18 protein-coding genes are annotated in these 19,776 nt (G+C 60.9%); 3 read left to right on the top strand and 15 right to left on the bottom strand.

Translation table 11 applies throughout. The features are described from left to right. Positions 1-23 precede the first annotated feature (23 nt). From QCE79_RS28100 to QCE79_RS28090, 3 genes are all read right to left on the bottom strand, one after another. Complete coding sequence (locus QCE79_RS28100; protein WP_250509919.1) at positions 24-866, bottom strand: metallophosphoesterase; 843 nt, start codon at positions 864-866, stop codon at positions 24-26. Continuing rightward, positions 863-1,873 carry a diacylglycerol kinase family protein gene (locus tag QCE79_RS28095; protein WP_309849500.1) on the bottom strand — a complete coding sequence of 337 codons (1,011 nt, stop codon included), beginning with the start codon at positions 1,871-1,873 and terminating at the stop codon, positions 863-865. The genes QCE79_RS28100 and QCE79_RS28095 overlap by 4 nt, the downstream gene beginning before the upstream one ends. A 191-nt stretch (positions 1,874-2,064) precedes the next feature. Beyond that, the gene (locus tag QCE79_RS28090; RefSeq protein WP_244828530.1) at positions 2,065-2,508 is read right to left on the bottom strand and encodes a CBS domain-containing protein; all 444 of its coding nucleotides are present in this window, start codon (positions 2,506-2,508) and stop codon (positions 2,065-2,067) included. A gap of 355 nt (positions 2,509-2,863) precedes the next feature. On the opposite strand from QCE79_RS28090, the gene QCE79_RS28085 reads away from it, so the two are divergent. Continuing rightward, positions 2,864-3,823 (top strand): chemotaxis protein, encoded by a 960-nt coding sequence (locus tag QCE79_RS28085; RefSeq protein ID WP_244828531.1) that lies wholly within the window; start codon positions 2,864-2,866, stop codon positions 3,821-3,823. Between the two features lie 136 nt (positions 3,824-3,959). Here QCE79_RS28085 and QCE79_RS28080 read toward each other — a convergent pair whose 3' ends face one another. The 3 genes from QCE79_RS28080 to QCE79_RS28070 form a co-directional block, all read right to left on the bottom strand. Beyond that, on the bottom strand, positions 3,960-4,238 hold the full coding sequence (locus tag QCE79_RS28080) for a hypothetical protein (protein ID WP_309849495.1): 279 nt from the start codon (positions 4,236-4,238) through the stop codon (positions 3,960-3,962). Positions 4,239-4,560: 322 nt separating this feature from the next. Beyond that, entirely contained in the window at positions 4,561-5,007 is a 447-nt protein-coding gene (locus QCE79_RS28075; RefSeq protein ID WP_309849492.1) for a response regulator, read from the bottom strand. Positions 5,008-5,089: 82 nt separating this feature from the next. Continuing rightward, on the bottom strand, positions 5,090-5,413 hold the full coding sequence (locus QCE79_RS28070) for a hypothetical protein (RefSeq protein WP_244828535.1): 324 nt from the start codon (positions 5,411-5,413) through the stop codon (positions 5,090-5,092). Positions 5,414-5,660: 247 nt separating this feature from the next. Here QCE79_RS28070 and QCE79_RS28065 point away from each other — a divergent pair, with 247 nt between their 5' ends. Beyond that, positions 5,661-6,683 carry a transporter gene (locus tag QCE79_RS28065; protein ID WP_309849488.1) on the top strand — a complete coding sequence of 341 codons (1,023 nt, stop codon included), beginning with the start codon at positions 5,661-5,663 and terminating at the stop codon, positions 6,681-6,683. Between the two features lie 13 nt (positions 6,684-6,696). On the opposite strand, the gene QCE79_RS28060 is transcribed toward QCE79_RS28065, so the two are convergent. Beyond that, positions 6,697-7,191, bottom strand: a complete 495-nt coding sequence (locus tag QCE79_RS28060) for a nuclear transport factor 2 family protein (RefSeq protein ID WP_309849485.1) — start codon at positions 7,189-7,191, stop codon at positions 6,697-6,699. 80 nt (positions 7,192-7,271) lie between these two features. Between QCE79_RS28060 and QCE79_RS28055 the strand changes: the two genes are divergently transcribed. Beyond that, on the top strand, positions 7,272-7,844 hold the full coding sequence (locus QCE79_RS28055; RefSeq protein WP_309849483.1) for a TetR/AcrR family transcriptional regulator: 573 nt from the start codon (positions 7,272-7,274) through the stop codon (positions 7,842-7,844). Here the strand turns inward: QCE79_RS28055 and QCE79_RS28050 are convergent. From QCE79_RS28050 to QCE79_RS28015, 8 genes are all read right to left on the bottom strand, one after another. Further along, the gene (locus tag QCE79_RS28050; RefSeq protein ID WP_309849480.1) at positions 7,841-9,190 is read right to left on the bottom strand and encodes a TolC family outer membrane protein; all 1,350 of its coding nucleotides are present in this window, start codon (positions 9,188-9,190) and stop codon (positions 7,841-7,843) included. The two genes, QCE79_RS28055 and QCE79_RS28050, sit on opposite strands and share 4 nt — an antisense overlap. After that, complete coding sequence (locus tag QCE79_RS28045) at positions 9,183-11,303, bottom strand: ATP-binding cassette domain-containing protein (protein WP_309850627.1); 2,121 nt, start codon at positions 11,301-11,303, stop codon at positions 9,183-9,185. Before QCE79_RS28045 ends, QCE79_RS28050 begins: the two co-directional genes overlap by 8 nt. Positions 11,304-11,305: 2 nt before the next feature. Next, positions 11,306-12,535, bottom strand: coding sequence for an HlyD family efflux transporter periplasmic adaptor subunit (locus QCE79_RS28040; protein WP_244828543.1), 1,230 nt, complete (start codon positions 12,533-12,535; stop codon positions 11,306-11,308). 78 nt (positions 12,536-12,613) lie between these two features. Further along, a complete protein-coding gene (locus QCE79_RS28035) occupies positions 12,614-13,465 on the bottom strand; it encodes a hypothetical protein (protein ID WP_309849473.1) in 852 nt (283 codons plus the stop codon). A 1,039-nt stretch (positions 13,466-14,504) separates the two neighbouring features. Beyond that, complete coding sequence (locus QCE79_RS28030) at positions 14,505-15,023, bottom strand: fimbrial protein (RefSeq protein WP_244828555.1); 519 nt, start codon at positions 15,021-15,023, stop codon at positions 14,505-14,507. 73 nt (positions 15,024-15,096) lie between these two features. Beyond that, positions 15,097-16,203 carry a fimbrial protein gene (locus QCE79_RS28025; protein WP_309849471.1) on the bottom strand — a complete coding sequence of 369 codons (1,107 nt, stop codon included), beginning with the start codon at positions 16,201-16,203 and terminating at the stop codon, positions 15,097-15,099. Between the two features lie 12 nt (positions 16,204-16,215). Beyond that, positions 16,216-18,813 carry a fimbria/pilus outer membrane usher protein gene (locus QCE79_RS28020; RefSeq protein WP_309849468.1) on the bottom strand — a complete coding sequence of 866 codons (2,598 nt, stop codon included), beginning with the start codon at positions 18,811-18,813 and terminating at the stop codon, positions 16,216-16,218. A gap of 156 nt (positions 18,814-18,969) precedes the next feature. Next, positions 18,970-19,713, bottom strand: coding sequence for a fimbria/pilus periplasmic chaperone (locus QCE79_RS28015; RefSeq protein ID WP_250493225.1), 744 nt, complete (start codon positions 19,711-19,713; stop codon positions 18,970-18,972). Positions 19,714-19,776: the final 63 nt, after the last annotated feature.

Genomic DNA, 19,776 nt, shown 5'->3' with positions numbered 1-19,776 from the left:
ACGAAGCGCTCCAAGAGCGTCGATCAGGCGGATGCGACTGTTGCCGGTTCGGCGGCGGCGCTATCCAGCGCGAGATCGTGACGCGCGATCAGCTCGAAGCGCTCGCTCTTTTCCACATAGTCCCAGCGCTCGACGGTCGTGCTGCGCGTACCCGATGACCCGTCGTAGCGAATCACGTTCACCGAATTGTCGATGGTCCCGCGCGTGCGCCGGGACAGCGCCGTGCCCGCCTGCACCGCCCACAGCTTGCGCGGCAGGCCGGCGAAGGTATCGTGCAGCGGCAACACGTAGGGCAGATGAATGTGCCCGCCGAGAATGAGATCGGCGCCCGCGCGCGCCCAGCGCTGCACGGCGCGCTCGTGTCCATGCAGAAGGTTGGCCTCGTCTTTCGCGCGCGTGACCGCGACCGGCTGATGCGTGACCACCACGCGCAATTGCTTCGCGCTTGCCGCTTCGAGCCGCGCGGAAACGCGTTTGACCTGTTGCATCGAAATTTCGCCGTCCTTGTGACGGAACGGACGCGTGGTGTTCACGCCGAGCACGAGCAGCGTGTCCGATTCGAACGACGGCTCGAGCTCCGCGCCGAACACGCGCTGATGATTCGCATACGGACGAAAAAGCCGCGCGAGCGGATTGAAGAGCGGAATGTCGTGATTGCCGGGAATGACGAGCCGGGGCCGCGTGCCGAGGGCATCGAAGAACGCGCCCGCCAGCGCGAACTGATACCGCCGCGCGCGCTGCGTGATGTCGCCCGAGACGACGACTAGATCGGGCGAGATGGCATCGGAAAGCCGCAAGAGCGCCGCCACCACCGTCGGGCGTTCGGTGCCGAAATGCGGATCGGATATTTGCAGCAAAACGTTCATGAGCGATTGGCTTCGGCCACGGCCGGCTCGGGTTTGAGCAGCAGCAATGGCTTGTCGGAAACGCGGAATTCCAGCGGCATCTGCAGCCACGCCACTTCGCCATCGGTTGCGATCTTCACGCGACGGCGTCGTCCGGACGGATGCGTCACCGTAATGCGCTCGAATGTGAAACTTGTCACGTGATCGGAGTCGGCTAGCCGCCCTGCCGCGCCGCGCAAGGACAGGAGCAGATGCGCGAGCCGCCCGACCGGGCGCGGCGCAATGGCCACGAGCAAGCCATGTTCCAGTGCGCCGGCTTCGGCCATGCCGATCTGTTCGAGTTGCAGCCGGTTGTTGCCGACGAAGAGCGTCGATGAACGGATGTCGCGCACTTGCCCTTCATGCTCGATATGCAGCCGCAAATGCCGATGCCGCCGCAATAGCGTGTTGAGCGCGGACCACAGCGCGACCAAACGGCTGCGGCCGAATTGCTGCTTGTAGGTTTCGCGATCTTCCAGCAGCTTGGGATAAAGCCCGAGACTCGCATTGACGATGAACATCTGGCCGTTCACGTAGCCCACCTGCGCGGGAAATACGCGCGCTTCGAGCAACAGGCGGGTGGAAAGCTCGAGATCGGCGGGAATACCGTGATCGCGACTGAAGTAATTGAACGTGCCGCGCGGCAGCACCGCGAATGGCACGCCGCGCGTAAGCGCCGCTTCGGCCACGGCGCATAGCGTGCCGTCGCCACCGGCACCGACCAGCACGCCGCCCTGATCGAGCGCCAGTTGTGCCGCCTCGCGCGCGGCGGCGGGCAGACGGCCGGGGTCATCGACAACGCACATTTCGAAGCGCCGGCCCGCCGCGCCAAGTTCGCGGTCCAGCACGGCGCGAGTTTCATCGGCCTGCTTGCGGCCCGATCCCGCGTTCATCACGATAAAAAACGGCGCGTGCGGCGCAAGTGTCTGCCCTTGTTCCGCGCCTCGAGCAGGTTCGGCGGGTATGACGGGTGTGGCGGTCGGGGTCATCGGCAGCGCTCCTGGGCATCGTGCGATTCGTCCCGCCTGGCCGCCGACGTGCCGTGGAAGCGCGCTCAAGACACGAAGTCCCGCCGACACGCACGCAACGAAGCCCGGCGAGTATCTGCCGAATCATAACAAAATGCTTACAGCTGCATGACGAGACGCACGCGCAAGCGTGCGCCATCGCTCAAGGCAGATCAGGTGTGTTCGCCGCCGCGAATGTAGTACTCGAGCTGCTGAATGGTGAACTGCTGCTCGGAGATGATGTTCTTCACCAAGTCCCCGATGGAAATCATGCCGGTCAGCTTGCCGTCTTCGATCACCGGCAAATGGCGCATGCGCTTTTCCGTCATGAGCGCCATGCAGTCGTCCGTGGTCTGGTCGGGGCGGACGTAACGCACGTGCGAGGTCATGATGTCGCGCACCGGCGTCTGCTTGGACGAACGGTCCATCAGCACGACCTTGCGCGCATAGTCGCGCTCGGTCACGATCCCGACGATCTCCTCGTTCTCCGTGACGATCACCGCGCCGATATGGCGGTCGGCCATCAATCTGATTGCATCGTAGACCGATGCAGTTGCCGCGATCGTGATGACCGTCTGATCGGGTTTGGAACTGAGTACCTGTGCGACTGTTGCCATCGAGCGCCTCCGTCTGGCTTCGCGCGGCTCACCGGCCGATGAACACGCGCTTTTGTTGTGCGGAACCGATGTTGCGCGTAACGGGCGAGGCAGTTCGTCGTGCGACATGTAGCGCGGGCTTAAAAGTGACCGGCTGCATCGGCGAAAGTCCGACCGTGGAAAAAGTATAGATCAACCCCGGCTCGCGGATATGCGCCCGTCCGCTCGCATGTTTGTGCAAGCCCGCTGGACTTGCGTTTGCGCGCGCATGGCGCGTCGCCTTCAGTTTTGTCGATTCGTGCCGCTAATCAGACACGCGCGCCGCGATGCGCGCATCAAGCGGCGCAATGAGGCGCCGCTCATGGAGATGACAAAGGTGAGCAGTTCACAACAGGATATCGAGCAGCGCGTGCGGCTCGCGGGCAGCAACATGTTCGAGCTGCTTCTGTTCAGGCTCGGCGAGGCGCCGGGTTCGGAACAGCGCGAGCTCTACGGCATCAACGTGTTCAAGGTGCGCGAGATTCTCGCGATGCCGACGATCACCGCTGTCGCGGGATCGAGCGCGGAAATTCTCGGCGTCGCCGACATTCGCGGGCAGATCATTCCCGTGATCGATCTGGCGCGCATCACCGGATGCCGGCCGAAAAACGGTCCGAAGATCCTGCTCGTCACCGAGTTCGCGCGTACCACGCAGGGCTTCGCGGTCGAGGAAGTCGATGACATCGTGCGGCTGGAGTGGAATCAGGTGCTGTCGGCGGAATCGCATTCGGGCGGCAGCACGGTAACGAGCTTCGCGCGGCTGGACGGCAACGTCGACGGATCGCGTCTTGCGCAAGTGCTGGATGTCGAGCGCATCGTGCGAGAAGTGCTGCCGGGGCAGGAATCGGATATCACCGAGGAAAGCACCGGCCGCCTGCGGCTCAAGCCCGGCGCGCGCGTGCTCGCCGCGGACGACTCGGGCGTGGCGCGCTCGCTCATCGGACAGAGCCTCACCGCGATGGGCGTGCCCTTCGTCATGACCAAGACCGGTCAGGAAGCGTGGGACGTGCTGGAATCGGCGCTCAGAAAGGCGCAGAAGGACGGCACGGAAGTGTCGGATCAGATCGCGCTCGTGCTGACGGACCTGGAAATGCCGGAAATGGACGGCTTCACGCTCACGCGGCGGATCAAGGCGGAATCCGGTTTGCAGCATATTCCGGTGGTGATCCACTCGTCGCTTTCGGGTTCCGCGAACGAGCAGCACGTTCGCAAAGTCGGAGCGAATGCGTATGTGTCGAAGTTTGAGGCTTCCGAACTCGCAACCGTCATGCGCGGCGCATTGGCCAACGCAGCCTGAAAACCGAGCGATCAAACGAAATCGGCGCCCGAGAAAACAGACCTTGTGAGTCTGCTTCTCCGGGCGCCGTTTTCTTTGCTTATTGCGTACTGGTCAGTCCGTTCAGCCGAACGATAATCCGGCCGGACTGCTTCGATCAGTGACCGAAGAAAACCGAGTTTGCGTTGTTATCGCCGCTGGCTTGCGCACGGTTGCCCGATTGAGCCAGCGAGTCACGCGAACCGCCGAAAGCGCGATTATCGCCATGAGCCGCTTCTTCAGCAGCAATGGTTTGTGCGCTCGGGCCTTGTTGCGAGCTCGGCGCGCCGACTGCCGGACGGTAGAACGGAGCCGGGCCGTAGCCGCTTGCAAATGCGGGTGCTGCGAGCGTGGCGGAAGCGGCGATCAAAAGAGTAGCGATAAGATTGCGTTTCATGGTGAGCTCCAAAGACGGTTGACGTTCAATCAGAAAGCGCCGCAGCGGTCTTGCGAGAAACTGTCTGCTACGTCGATGAAATGCAGTGTATACCCCTACTATCGTTTTTTTATCTCGATATCTTTCAATACACTTTTCACGGTGAACCAACAATCGCTGGCAGCACGATTGTGCTTAAGTTCTGAGCAGCCTTTTCGGATAAGGGTTTGCGGACGATGCAGTCCAGCAGCGGCGCGAGCTTTGTTTAGCGGGGGCAAAACGATTATTTATCGCACGAGCGTGCAATAGACGGGTAACTCGGGCTGATTTCCGGCGTTATCTCTCAATGCACCTGCACGATCTTTTCGATGAGCCGCACGAGCGCGGCCGGCGAACTGCCCTTCTGGCAATAACCGTCGAAGCCGGCGTGAAGCCCTTGCGTCCTGACGAGTTCTTCACCGAGCGCGGTAAACGCAATGATCCCGGCGTCGCGCGTCTGAGCCACGCGGCGCAAGACGCGGGCGGTGGCGAAACCGTCGTGCTCGGGCATGGTGATATCGAGAATGACGATGTGCGGGATCCAACGATCCACCGCGTGCAGCGCCTCCAGGCCGCCGAGCGCGACGCGCGTCTCGAAGCCATCGGCGAGAAAGGCGGCGGAGAGTGCCTCGGCGCTCGTGGCGTTGTCATCCACGATAAGAATGCGCCATTGCTTACGGTCGACGTCGACGCTGCGGTTGGTCCACAGCGAACACGGTTGAGAAGACGAGGTCAGCGAAGTCAGAGGCATGGCAATCCGGCAAATTCATTTTGCCGAACAGCCAGCAGGTTTCGGACCAGAGACGCGCGCCGCCGCTTCTCGGCGTGCGCGGTCAGTCTTTTTTGCTTTTGCGACGCTTGCCCGCGACCACTTCTTCGCGGTCACGCAGGCGCGCGTTTGCTTCCACGAGCGATGCGGCGTCGTGCTGACGCAAGGCCAGATCGAGTTCGCCGAGCGCCGCGAAAACCGCGTCCCGCTCCGCTTCTTCGTTTTCCGCCACGCGCCGGGCTTCCTTGTCGATCCGCTTGAAAAGCTTGCCGCCAAAGCGCGTATCCACCGCGCCTTCGCGCACGAGAACAGCGATCACCGAAGCCAGCCGGACCACGCCTGCTGCCGTGGTTTGCGTATCGCCATCCAGTTCATCACGGTCGTCCACTCTTGCCTCTCCCCGGTTTGGGCAAATGATTCGCGTCGATATCGTCCGATGCGAGGGCGCGCCGCGCCCTTCTTGCGTTGCGCCATGATACGCCCGCTTTGTGACAGCCAAATTTGCACGGGTATGAAGAACCTGGCCCGCGCGCCCCATTCGACAGACGCGCGAGCAATGGCACACTAACGCCTGCCGCCCTGTCACGCCAGTCGATATCGATGACGCCGTTTAGCCACTGCCACCGACCGCCCGCATGAATCCCGCTACCCTGCATAGACCGTCCTACGGCTCCGACTTCTCCGGCCTCGTCTGCGGCTTCCTGTTTCATCTCGACCAGCCGGGCGTTGCCATCGACGCCGACACCGCGAGCGCCTGGCTCGCCCGCGACGATACGTCGAAGGAATTCATCTGGCTGCACTTCGATCTCGTCAATAGCGCGTGCGAACGCTGGATGCGCACGCGGCTCGGCCTTCCCGACGCATTCTTCGAGACGCTCAGCGAAGGCTCGCACTCGACGCGCATCGAGCATAAGGAAGGCGCGTTGTTCGCCGTCATCAACGATGTGATCTTCAACTTCGAACTGACGCCGTCCGAGATCGCCACCTTGTGGGCGTATACGCATCACAAGATTCTCGTCACCGCGCGCATGAAGCCGCTGCGTTCCGTGGACTCCCTGCGCGAATCGGTGCGACGTGGCGAGCTGTTTCGTTCGCCCGCGGAATTACTCGCGCATCTGCTGCGCGATCAGGCGGAATTGCTCGTGCAGATCGTGCGGCGCACGAGCGTGGAAGTGGACGGCATAGAAGACCGCTTTCTGTCGCTGCATTCGCCCACGAGCCGTTCGGATCTCGGCGCGTTGCGACGCGTGCTCGTCAGGCTGCAACGCCTGCTCGCGCCGGAACCGGGCTCGGTATTCCGGCTGCTTGCGCGTCCGCCGCGCTGGCTGCACGCGCAGGACATTCAGGAATTGCGCGACGCCACCGAGGAATTTTCGCTCGTGCTCAACGATCTCGCGGGACTCGTCGAGCGCATCAAGCTCTTGCAGGAAGAGATCGCAACGCGCATGGACGAGCAGAGCAATCGCACGCTGTTCACGCTGACGCTCGTGACCGTGCTCGCGTTGCCGATCAATATCGTCGCGGGTTTCTTCGGCATGAACGTGGGCGGCATTCCACTCGCGGAAAATCATCACGGCTTCTGGCTGCTCGTGTTGATCGTCGCGAGCTTTACCGTGCTCGCGGGATGGTGGGCGTTTCGCCGCCGTCGCAACATGTGAGCGTACGCGCGTGTTAAAAGCCGAGATCGCTCAGGCCGGGATGGTCGTCCGGCCGGCGTCCGAGCGGCCAATGATATTTGCGATCCGCTTCCCGAATCGGCAAGTCGTTGATCGACGCGTGGCGGTGCGTCATGAGACCCGCCTCGTTGAATTCCCAGTTCTCGTTGCCATAACTGCGATGCCAGTGGCCGGAATCGTCGTGCCATTCATAAGCGAAACGCACGGCAATGCGATTCCCCGTAAACGCCCACAGTTCCTTGATGAGCCGATAGTCCAGCTCGCGATCCCACTTGCGCTGCAGGAACGCTTCCACGGCAGCGCGGCCGTCGACGAATTCCGCGCGATTGCGCCAGCGGGTGTCCTGGCTATAAGCCAGTGCGACTTTCTTCGGGTCGCGCGTGTTCCAGCCATCTTCGGCGGCACGGACTTTCTGCACGGCGGTTTCGGCGGTGAACGGCGGGAACGGCGGTTTGCTTTCCATGGCGAACTCTCCTTTGCGCTCTGACATGTAGTCGATATAGGGAGACAGGTCTGTCTACCTGCGGCCTACTCTAGCGCAGGTAGACGAACCTGTCTACAATCGATTGCATGAATACGCATACCGAAGTCACGGAACTCACGCCCGACGCGCGCATCCTGCAAACGGCTCACGATCTCTTCTATCGCGACGGCATTCGCGCGACCGGCATCGACCGGGTGATTGCGGAATCGGGCGTCGCGAAGAAAACGTTCTACCGTTATTTTCCGAGCAAGGACGATCTGATCGTCGCGTTCCTGGCGTTCCGTCACGAGAACTGGATGACGTGGTTTCGCGACGCGCTCGCGCGTCACGGCGGCTCGCTCTCAGCGCTCGTGCCCGCGCTTGCCGAGTGGTTCGGCGGCGACACGTATCGCGGCTGCGCGTTCATCAATTCGGTGGTGGAAGTGGGCGGCACGTTGCCGCCGGCCGTGGATATCGCGCGGCGGCACAAGCGGGATATGACAGCGGCAATTCGCGCACACATGCCGGCATCGCGCACAGCCAAGGCCGATGCACAAGCGCTGGCGCTCGCCGTGGATGGCGCCATAGTCGCCGCGCAATTCGCCGACTCCCCCGCCGATGCATTGAAGGCGCTCGCACGCGTGGTGCGAGCGGTGAAACGCGGAGCGAGCGCGGACTAGAACGACCCGCCGCTCGCTTTCGCCGATTCCGTGAGCGCCGTCTGCGCGCTGCAACACAACTTCGCGTTCATGGCCTCGATATCGTTCGTGCTCAAGGTCGCGACATCGGCCTTCAGTTTCAGGAACGCGACGATGGCATCGTAGCGAGAGCGCAGCAGATCGCGGCGCGCGGTGTAAAGCGCGTCGATGGATCGAAGCACATCCGTGCCCGAACGGCTGCCGACCTTGTAGCCGATCTGCGTGGCATCCAGCGTGTCTCGCGAGGATTGCACGAGATGCGTGAGCGAATCCACCCGAATCCGTTGACGCGTATAGCGAGCGAAGTTGTCGCGCGCGGACGCTTCTGCTTGCCTGGATGCCAGCAGATACGCCTGCTCTTCCTTGTCCGCGAGCGCGAGCGTCTGCTTCACGCGCGCCTGAACCTCGCCGCCCGAGAACAGCGGTATCTGCACCTGAAACATAGCCGTGGTGGTAGTCGTAGGCCGTGAGTAGCCGGATGCAGCGCCCGCAGGCTGATAAGTGCCCGTAATGCTTGCGACGGGATAATGCGCGGCGCGCGCCTTCGCGGTATCGAACTTCGCGATCTCCCAGCCGAGTTGCTTCGACTGTACCGAATAGTTCGACGCCTTCGCCTGCTCGGTCCACGACTCTTCGCCGTCGGAAAGGGCGGGCAAGGTCATGCCTGGGGGCAACGCAAGCAACGCCGAGAACGGCTGGCCGGTGACTTGCTCGACCGCGCGACGTTTCGTCGATACATCTTCCTGCGCATCCGCCTGCTGCAATTGGGCTTGTTCGCGCGCGGTGTCGGCTTCTCGCTGGTCGATGAGCGTGGCCTCACCCGCCGCCCGCTTGCGACGCACCTGATCGAGCTGCAAGTCGATGGCCGCGAGATAGTCCGCCGTGCGCTTCTGCTCGTCTTCCGCGGCGAGTTCATCGAAATAAGCCTGCACCGCGCGAAGGATCGACGCCTGTTGCGCCCCCGCGAAGTCCACCGCGCCTTGCGCCACCGTGAAATCCGCCTGACGATACGCGGTCCACTTGCTCCAGTCGAAGAGCGGTTGCGAGACGGTCACCATCCAGCCGTTCTGCCAATAGTCCTGACGCGGAAAGCCGTCCATGACGATGCGGTTATACGCGCGTCCCCAGCCGCCTCCGACTTGCGGCAGCAATGCGGCGCGCGCGATCGGCACCGCTTGCTTCGCGGCCTCGTAGCTTGCGCGCGCCTGCGCGAATTCGGCATCGTGACCGAGCGTTTGTTGAACGACCGCCATGAGATCGTCGGCATGGGCGAACGACGCGTGTATCAACATACCGAGCAGCAAGCTGCGCTTCAACGATTTATGCATGAGCTTCTTCTTCCGGCGTCGCAACCACAGGCACTTGGCCTTCGCGCACGAGTCCACCATCCTCGAAGCGATAGCGCGTATCGAAAGCCGAAGCCAGCGACATATCGTGCGTAATCACGACGACGGTGCGATCGAGATTGCGCAACAACCCGGCGATATGCTTCACCGATGCAGGATCGAGATTCGAGGTCGGTTCGTCGAGTAGCAATAGCTCTCGATTTTGATAGAGCGCGCGCGCCAGCAACAGACGCTGCCGCTGCCCCGCTGAAATATTCGCGATGGTGTCGCTGATGACAGTGCGCGTTCGCATTGGCAAACGCATGATGTCGGGTAACAAGCCGACGTCGTCGAGCAGCTTGTGGATGCGCTCCTCGTCCGCCTGGCCCGTGAAGAGCGTGATGTTGTCCGCGATCGATCCGTGCAGGATGATGTCGCCCTGACGCATATGCGCCTGATGCCGGCGGATTTCATCGACGGCGAGATTCGGCCAGGCGATGTCGTTGAGCGCGATATGCCCTTCCTGCAACGGCTCGGCCGCCGACAGTAACTTGAAGAGCGTGGACTTGCCGCTACCCGACGGCCCCGTGATGACGATCTTGTCACCCTTGCGCACTTCGAAGCTCGCGTTCTTCAGAACCGGTTGGTCCGAAATGCCATAGCTGAACGTCACATCGCGCACGTCGATACGCTCGAAATGACGCACTTCGGTGGCACGCTGCGCATCCGCGAGCGGCGTATAGCGTTCGTTCTCGTTCTCGGCGATATCGTCCACCCGCGCGGTCGGCACGCTCAGCATGAAGTATTGGAACATCGCGTTGATGGCGCTCGCAAAGCGCTCCGACATCAGCGACTTGTAGATCAGAAACGAATAGAACACGCCGACGGACACCTTGCCGCCCAGCATGAGACGCGCCGCCAGATACGTGATGATGATGGTATCGGCATAATTGACGAGCTTGAGCATGCCGTCGCGCGTGCAGGTCAGCCGGCTGCTCTTGAGAAGCGCCGCTGCGTAAGCCTTGTAGACGGTCATGTAGATAGCCGTGCGGCGGGTCTCGCCTTGCGCGAGCTTGAGCAGCGAAGCCGCGCGGATGGTCTCGATCAGCGAGTCGTCGCAACGGGCCGAGGTTTCGAGCACGAGCGCGTGATTGTCGCGCATGGCCGCGAACATGCTGAGCGCAACCGCCACATACACGGCGAAAACGACGAGCGCGACCACGGCAAGCTGGCGGCTCTGAATGAACATGAGCACGAGCGCGAGTGCGCCGACTGCCAGATCGATATGCAAGGAAATGGCGGAGCGCGTGGCGAACACGCTGATCTCGTCCTGCGCCTTCACGCGCGCGAAGACGTCGCCGACGTGACGCTTCTCGAACCATGACATGGGATTGCGCAGCAAATGGCCGATCAGCCCTTCGGTCATGTTGATCTGCGTGACGTTGTAGAGCAATTCGGTCAGATACTTCTGCACGAATTCGCTCAGCGCGCCAAGCACGAAGATGCTTGCGAACGTCATGATCAGCACGTTCAGCAAGTTGCGATTGTCCGCGGCGACCACATAGTCGAGTACCAGATTGCCGAAGTACGGCGCGGCGAGAATGGCGAACTGACTGCCGAGCGCGACGAACAGCACCTTGGCGATGAGCGCCGTGAGGTCCGGATTAAGTGCGCGCACGCGCTTCAACGCTGCGGGCACGCGCGATTTCGCGCGGATGCGCGGCATTTGCGGCGTAGGCGCGAACTCCAGCAGAAAGCCGGAGACGGCGGAGCGGAACGTGTCCATCGAGATACGCCGGCGGCCGCTTGCCGGATCGAGCACGCGCACGTAGCCGTGACTCGCCTTTTCGAACACCACGAAGTGCGAGCCGCCGAAATGCATGAGCGAGCCCCTCTTGACCTGCGAGAGATCGTTGGGATCGAACCGGTATGCCTGCACTGCAAGGCCGAAATCGGTGGCGACATCGTACAGGTCCATCAAGCTCAGCCCGTTCGCCGAAATGGGCTTGTAGCTCGACAACTCGCGTACTTCGGTCGCCCGGCCGAGATGCGACAGCACCATGGCCAGACACGCATAGCCGCATTCGGCCACTTCATTCTGATAAATAACCCGCACCATCAACCTCTCAGCATTCGGAACAAGGGCGCCAGCACCCATTCGGCAATCGTCCTTCGCTCGACGACGATGCTCGCCGTCGCCCGCATCCCCGGCAAAATCTTGAAATGCTGTCCCTCGAAGTCGAAGGTATTGCCGCGCAGCGTGGCCCATGCGAGGTAATCGCCTTCGCCTTCTTTCGAGCTATCCGTCTGTTCGGTCGGATCGGGCGCGCCTGGTGTGCCGGGTGGACTGGGCGGGCTCGCCGGCAGCACGGTGGTGCCGGAGATGGAGTCGATGCGCGCCTCGTACGTGCCAAATTTGGCGTACGGGAATGCATCGAACTTGAGCCGCACGATCTGGCCTTCGCGCACGAAACCGCGACGCCGAGAAGGAATGCTCAACGCGGCGCGCAAGGGCCCGCTCTCGTCTGTCGCGATGACCATCGCCACGTCGGCCGTCGTCAACATGCGGCCCGCGACGAGGCCCGAAAACGTGACCGTGCCGCCCTTCGGCGCGGACACGGTCGCGTCTTGACGTTCGCGTTCGAAGCGCGTGCGCACGTCTTGCACGTCGCGCTCATGTTGCGCGTCGAGGCCGCGCAATTGCGCTTCGAGATCGGCTTGCGTGCTACTCGACGCGCTGACTTCGCCCGCCAGTTGCTGCTGACGCGCGACGCTTTGCGCGGCCGTCGCCTTGCCCTGATGAACATCCGCGCGAGCCTGTTCGACCTTGTCGGCGGCAACGTAATCCGCCACCGAATCCAGACGCGCCAGCCGCTGCTGGAACTCGCCGACCAGTTGATTGTTCTGCGCGATCTGCGCGTTGAGCGCCCCAAGCTCGGCGCGGCGGCTCACTGCTGTCAGGCGCGCCGATTCGCGCTGCGCATTCAACTGGATGCGGCGCTCGTTGTACTGCGCGTCGATGGAGCGAATCTGGTCATCGCGCATTTGCTCGTCGAATACTTGTCGGCGACGTCCGTCTGTCGTCAGCGAGAAATCCCGCTGCAGCCGAAAGAGCGGCGTGCCGGGCTGCACCTTTTCGTCCGTGCGCGCGTAGATGCCCGACACCAGTCCACTCAGGCCTTGAATCTTGACCTCGGACGGAGACATGACTTCGCCACTGACATCCTGTTTCAGTTCGACCTGATGGAAGAACGCGAAAGCGACGGCGGCGACAGTAAAAATGGACGTCGCGTAGGCTATCCATCGCCACGGGACGTCTTTGAATTCGGGAAGATCGGTCGGCTGCATGAGAATGAAGGCTGGCTTCGCTGCGTGGTCTGGCCCGGTCTGCACCGGGTGCGTGACGCGCAGATTCGGTTGCGCTGATTAGCGATTGGGAGCGAACGAATACATGGCGGGATGACCGCCCGGAGTCCACTGCTGATAGTTATCGGTCAGCGCGCTTTCGATGTAATTTGCGAGCCGCTGGGGCGCGTCGGGCGCGGCGAGCGGAATGTGGTCGAAGATATGCGCCTCGAAATGTCCGCGCTCGAAGCGCAAATAAAACGGCAGCAACAGCGCATTGAAACTCTCGCCCATGCGGAACACGCCGTTATGAATACGCGCGCTGCGTCCGAACATTCTGACCTCGGCGGTCTCCATGGGATAACGATGCATGGTGAATGGCGGCACGTCGGAGAACAGCACGACGACGCCATCGCGTTTCAGCGCACGCGCCACGCGCACGCCAAGTCCATTGCGATTCGCATCACCATAGGTGTAAAGCACTTTAATGCCGGGAATGAGCTTGTGATCGTCGCCATATTGATTCCTTGGCACGCCCGAAACCACCGAAAGCGACTTCAGGTCGAGCAAGGCGACAAGCCGCTCGACGATATAGATATTCGCGTATTGCGAGACATAGTGAAAGGGCGAGACAAACACGGGCTGATTCGGCACATCGCGTTTGAGTTGCCTGATTCGCGCCGCCAACTTCTCCGCGATTGCGTCTAACTCGGGCAGGGCTTCGTGCTTGCGAATATCGCGACCGAAATAAATGCGCTGGTCGATCAACTTTTCCAGTTGCGCTGCCGCGCGTGAACGCTTTATTTGCGCGGCTGGCAAATGCAGGATATCGCGCGCAATCTCTGCGCGAATGTTTCCGTGCGCGCGGCAGACGGCATTGAATAAACCGTTGACGCGCAGCATGATATTCGCGAGCTGTTCCGCTTTGGTCATCGGGATACGTCCAATCACCGCGCGCTTTACGCGATGTCGACACACCGCGAGCCACTTTCTCAGCATTGGGCGCAACGATGCCATGGTATTTTCTGTCAGATAATGAGAAAGCGGATCTCGCACTCTTCGGCGAGATTGGATACAGCGCGGATAATCCGTTCTTTACCCTTGCGATGACCTCTCGCGGAGAGCAAACCAGGAGAGGTCAAAAGCCAAGCGATCAACCGCCAGCACTACCCTGTTGGCCACCACTTACCGCCGTCCGGGAAGTGCTAAGCGGATATTCGATTTAGCCCGTGATGTAGATGTTGATCACGGTTTGCGACTGAGCCGACGAACCCTTGTTGCAGCCGCCTGCGATGTCAGCGTGTTGGAGTGCGTTACGTTCGATTTTTTGCATGATTGCCTTGAAACTATTTTTAGATTGACGATACGCGCAAGAATTCAAGTATGAGGTTCTTGCGAATTACATTGCCTTTGATATCCGAATCTTGCTGAATATCGAAGGAAGGCGAATGATACGGCATCCCGAAACGAATTTAAACTTCGATAATTCCGAAAAATAAAACTGGTCATAGGAGTATATACATGCCCACAGGCAATCAAATAAAGTTTGTGATTGCCGAGAAGCCCTTATCGGTTGCTTCAATTGAGCTTTCATTGTCATCGTGGACTGTTTTTTAAAGGCAAACGACAACGGGGCCACTGGCCCCGTCGTTCAATCGCTTCTTCGGACAGACTGGAAACGTTAGTTGGCCGCAACAGAGATTCTTGCCTTGTCGTTATGGTTCCCAGACGTAATGGAAATAGAAACGTTAGTATTTGAACTGGAGTTGCTCGACGCCTTGGCTTCACCACCGGCGACGTAGCATTCGCTCAACGCTTCTCGATCGATTTTGTGCATAGATATGATCCTGCTTGTTGCTAAGTAGAGGGTTTTCTTTGAGCCGGCTTTATCCGGCAATCAGAGACTACATACAGACTCCGCGGAATCAAATAAGTAGTTTTGCCAGCTATGTTTAACGAAGCGATTGAAACCTTAGTTATAAGTGAAGTTCACTGTAGCCGATGCCGTCACCGTGCCGCCGGTCATCGTGCCGAGCCTATAGTATTGGGCGACCATCGGAACGGTCATCGAACCCGAAGCGTCCGCTGCGCCCAGCGTGAGCGCGCTATTCAACGCGAGAGGCGAACCCGTACTGTCACCCACATTCGTGGCCTTGAGCAATTGCACGCCCACTTGCGCAGCAGTACCCGTGTTTTTCAGGACGCTTGCCACCGTGTCGATGGTTCCATTGACGGTCATTCCTATATTCGTGCCGGCCGCGCAACTGACCAGCTTGACATTGAACGCCTGCGCGGAGTTGGTTGCGCCAACGGCTGCAAAGTCGGTCGTTTTAGCCTGTTGAAGCGTGATTGTCTGATTAACGGAATCCGTATCCACCGTGCATGTCGGCAAGATGATCGTTCCGGTGAAATTGAGCGTGGCATCGGCGGCAAATGACGAATGCGCGGCAACGAGTGCAAGCGCGGCCACGCCGGTTTTCAAAAGCTTCATTCGAGTTTCTCCTTTGTGTTGATGAGCGGTCAGACAATGCGCGGCGAAATCTCAGGCAATTCGCCGCGCGTTGTCACAGATAGAGCACGGTCAAGGTCATCGTGGCGTTGGCGGGTCCCGCACTCAGCGCGCCGGTGCGGTAATAACGGGCCGTCATGGGAAGCGAGTAACTGCCATTGCGCGTGCCGTCGAATCCGCTCAACGTCCGATTGACGCCAAAGCCGAATACCGAGCCCGTGCTGTCATACAGCTGGATGCCCACGCCGCCCGCACTCGGACTGCCATTCAGCGCCGCCACGTCGGTGAAGCCGGCAATGGTTCCGTTAGTCGGATCGATCCGGTACTGCACGCTGTGGATCAATCCAGCCGACGTATTCGGCACCGCCGCACCGGCCGGGCAATTGTTGAAGCTCAGATTGAAGCCGATGACCTTGCTAGGCGCGGCTCCGACGGATGGCAGGTCGGCTGGTCCCTGCGTTCCCATCGGCACGGTCACGTCCGGTGTCTCGCAGGTCAGAACGGTGATCACGACCGGCGTGATGTTGAAGTCGATCACCCCGGCGGACAGCACGTTGCCAGCGGGCGGTGGTGTCAAGGTCTGCCAGGAGAAAGCCTGGGCGATCGTTCCCGAAAGTGTGCCGGGTGTCACGTCTCCGATCTTCACCAAAGCCACGATCAATTGCCCGCCGTTGTAGATCGTGCCGGGGTAGTTCCACTGCGAACCCATCTTTTCGAACGAGCGAAGGTTCGTCTGTCTGCCATCGGGGACGACGTAACCGCCCATCGCGATGCCTATACCCGGCACAGTTGTCGGGTACACAGCGAACGCAACGCCGTTGTAGGTCACGGTATATGTGGTTCGACTGTCCGTCGTCACTCCCGCGGTCTCGAAGTCGGTCCCCGTGTACACGGAGCCAACCACGGTGCACGTGTAATAGTCGCTCTTCAATGGCGACAGTGACCATGCGGTCAAGATCGACCCATTTGGCAGATCCCGCGCCACGGCCACGGCGGCGGGCATCGAAAGCGTGAACGCACTGTAGTTCGACCGGCAAGTAGCGGAATCCGCATATGCATTCGCCGGTAACAGCGCCCACGCGACGAGCCAGCACAGCAGAGCGCGCACCAGCGCCGAGGCGACCTTGTCGATCGTACCCATATGGTTTTCTTGATTAATCATCGCGTCTTCTCCTCACTGACACACGCCATCGCCGATGGAGATCGAATTAGGTTTGGTTGCATCGACGGACTGCGGCAGCTGATAACGCACCACGCAACGCTGGCTGGCCCCGTCGCCCCATTTCACGTTCAACGCGCCCGCGTCCGCCTTTAACCCGGTAGCGATGATGCGGCTGCCTTGCGCCACGGTGCCGACGGTGTGGGCCTCGCCGTCGAATACCTCGGCGCCGAATGGCAGCGGCGTGCCATCGGCCTGCGTCACGCGCATGACCGCTGGCTTGCCCAGGTTTTCGGTTTCGAACTTCAGGGCGACCACCGCACCAGCGGTCGGCGCCGTGCGCAGCACCGTCGACTTCAGCGCGATGTTGAGCGGCAGACCCTTGGGGTCGATTTCGACCTCGTTGTTCGAATATGGCTGCATGCCCGAGATGACCGCATGCCCCCAACGGTCGACGCGCAAGCCCGCACCATTCGCGAGGCGCGCGCCTGCCGCGTCCTTGGCTTCGACCACGGCGACCGTATCGCCCATATTCGGGGTGAACGCCACGCCGTCGCGCCACGCGACCACTCCGCTGGAAATGCCCGCGCCGACCTGCGAATAGTGGCGTCCGGTACTGGCGTTTGCGGTCATCAACGCGAATGGCGACATGTAGCCGACGTTGCCGCCAGCGCTCGTCGAACTGCCCGAGCCATTTCCGCCGTCGCTGTAGTTGGCGTTGACGCCGTAGCTGAACGCGTTGTCCGCGCCGAGCGTTCCTGTCACCGATTCCTGCAACGTGGAGCTTCTATCGCTCGTATCGTGCTGGAAGGTCGTGGACGATTGCGGTGCGTGCGCGCCGAAGCCGAGCGGCACCATGAGGTTGAGCATGATGCGGTTATCCCAGCGATTCGTGTTCACTTGATACTGACGCACCGCCGATACGCCATACGTCAGGCGTCGCCAGCTATTGCTGTAGCCGATCTGAAATTGCGTGTCGTGATCGGACCGGTTCCAGTAGTTTTGAATCGATCCCACGGCATACACCGAGCCGTACTTGCCGCCCTCGCCCAGACTCTGATTCAGAACGAACTGAACGCGCGACTTCTGGCGAGCATCGAGAAAACCTGGTTGATGGTCTTCGTACAACTGGCGCAGCGCGACGGCATCCTGCAGCGTGTAAAAGCCATTGGTCGAATAGCGATAGGCCGCGACCGCGATATTCGTATTCGTCGGCTCGAACAGACGGCTGAAGCTCAAGCGCACACTCGCGCCATTGTGCGTGCCGTAGCCCTTGAAGCTCGCGGTGGCGTGGCTCACGTCGAGGCCGAATGCGCCGACGCTCGTATTCAGCGCGGCGCCGACCATGCCGGAGAAATACATATCTCCGCCGATCATGCCGCCGTAGAGCGTCACGAGATTGTTGACGCCGTGCTGCACCGTTGCCTGCGAGACGAACGGATGAATATCGATGCTCGGATCGCGGTACTGACCGATGGTCGCGCTATAGCGGGTGACGCCGGGTCGCAACGCGTTCACCGCCGCCGCATAAGGCACGGTGGAAATGTGCTGCGAGCCGTCGGCTTCCGTGACGATGACATCGAGATTGCCGCCGTAACCCGTCGGATAAAGATCGTTGATCTCGAATGCGCCGGGCGCGACGGTCGTCTCGTAGATGATGTTGCCGTTCTGCCTGACCTGCACCCGCGCGTTGCTGTTTGCAATGCCGTGCACCACGGGCGCATAGCCGCGCTGCGACTCGGGATACATGCGGTCGTCGGTGCCGAGTGTGACGCCGCGCACTCCGTAGCTGTCGAACAGCGCGCCGTCCGTGAAGGTATCGCCGGCGGTAAGCTGGCTCTTGATGTCCCTGAACGAACGCTGCACGTAAGTCTGCACGCTCTGATAGTGCTGACCGCCGATGGTGTTGTGCGTCAGGTTGCCCTGATAGCGAAAGCGCCACGGTCCCGCATTGATGCCGCCGATCAGCCCGAGATACTGCGAGTCGTTGTTGTATCCGCCGGACGAGCTGTGATAAACGTTCGCGTTGTACTGCAGCGTGCCCGCGTTGATGCCGTCGTCCCAGTACTTCGGATCGACGTAGCCGCGTGCGCGCGAATTCATCGCGATTTGCGGAACGGAGACGTCGAGACGCTGCTCGCCGTTGTCGAACGACGCGGTTGCTCCAGCAATGAGATCGGGCAACGTAAGGCAGGCATCGCCCGCGTTATCGAGCTTCGCCGATGCCTCCGGCGACAGCTTGCGCAGATCGACACCCATGCGATCGAGCAGGTCCGCATTCACGCAAGGCTGCATGGCGACAACACCCGCGCCTGCGCCCGCCTCGCGGATATCGATATCGAACTTGCCTTTCCAGACGGCGTTCACGTAGGTATCCGCGCGATACGTTCCAGGCAGAATCTCTTGTCCCTTGTTGAAGCGCGATATGTCCAGCTTTTCGCCGCTGCCGTTTTCGAGGAATTGTTCGTTGAATTCGACGGCCGCGATCTGCTGGGTAGAATCGGCCCATGCGTGAGCGCTCAAGCCCATTGCGGCCAATGCCTGAAGCGTGAACAGGCTGATGGGTCTCAGGCGCATGCCGGACACATGAGCGCTTCGGTATTGCATATTCATTTAGTGTTCCGAAATTACGGCAACAGCGTGACTCGGCACGCTATGCGGCATGCTCCGAGTTCATCCTTAACGAGTGATGGCGACGTTCAGCGCAACGCTGCGCTATCGCGGGGAATCGGCCTGCTGGGCAGGCCCGCCGAGAAGCCTGCGAATGACTCAGGGCGCCAGATTGGCATCGCCGTCCTGCGGGCCGCCGTAGTCGTTGATCGCGGTATAGCGAATCTTCGTGCTGTTCGCGGGCACCTCGCCCTTGAGCGGGAAAGCCCTGCTTTCGCCCGGGCCTACCATGCCGCCGTCAGTGAACTCCGATGCACTCGCGCCGTTGCTAACCTGCACGCGGTCGAACGACACGTGATACGGCGTGGGGTTACTCGCCTCGATCGAGTTCTTGCCGCCATCGTGTTTGAGATGCCACACGATCTGTCCCGGCGCGTCCGTTGCCTGGCCTTTGAGGCCACTCGGGCGATAGAAAAACTTGATGCGCGTGCGAAATGCAAGCTGCAACTGGTTCGCGCTCGCTTCGTCGCCCGTGGGTTTCGGCGGCACTTCGAGCACGTTCAAATAGAAGATGCTCTCCTTGTCCGCAGGCAAAGGCTCGCCCGTCGACATGATCCGCAAGGTCTGCGATTTACTCGGATCGATACGCATGATCGGCGGCGTGATGGTGAACGGCACGTCGATGGCGTCCGGCTTGATGTTCGGATCGCCCTTGTCCATCCACACCTTGGTCAGGCCGGGAAGCTTGCCGTTGTTGGTCAGCTTCACCGTGACTTCGGAATCGCTTTGATTGAAGACGACCCGCGTGCCGGCAATCACCACCGACGCATTCGCGGAAGGAATGAACCCTTGCATCGCGACGATAAATGCCGCGGTCGTTATGAGTCTCTTTGCCACTTTCATGTTGACGTAATGCCCGAAACGGAGCGCGAGTGTAAAGATAAAGCGGGCTCGCGCCCGCATATG

The sequence above is a fragment of the Caballeronia sp. LZ003 genome (assembly GCF_031451465.1).
Lineage (GTDB): Bacteria > Pseudomonadota > Gammaproteobacteria > Burkholderiales > Burkholderiaceae > Caballeronia.
This window is presented reverse-complemented; position numbering and strand designations above follow the sequence as displayed.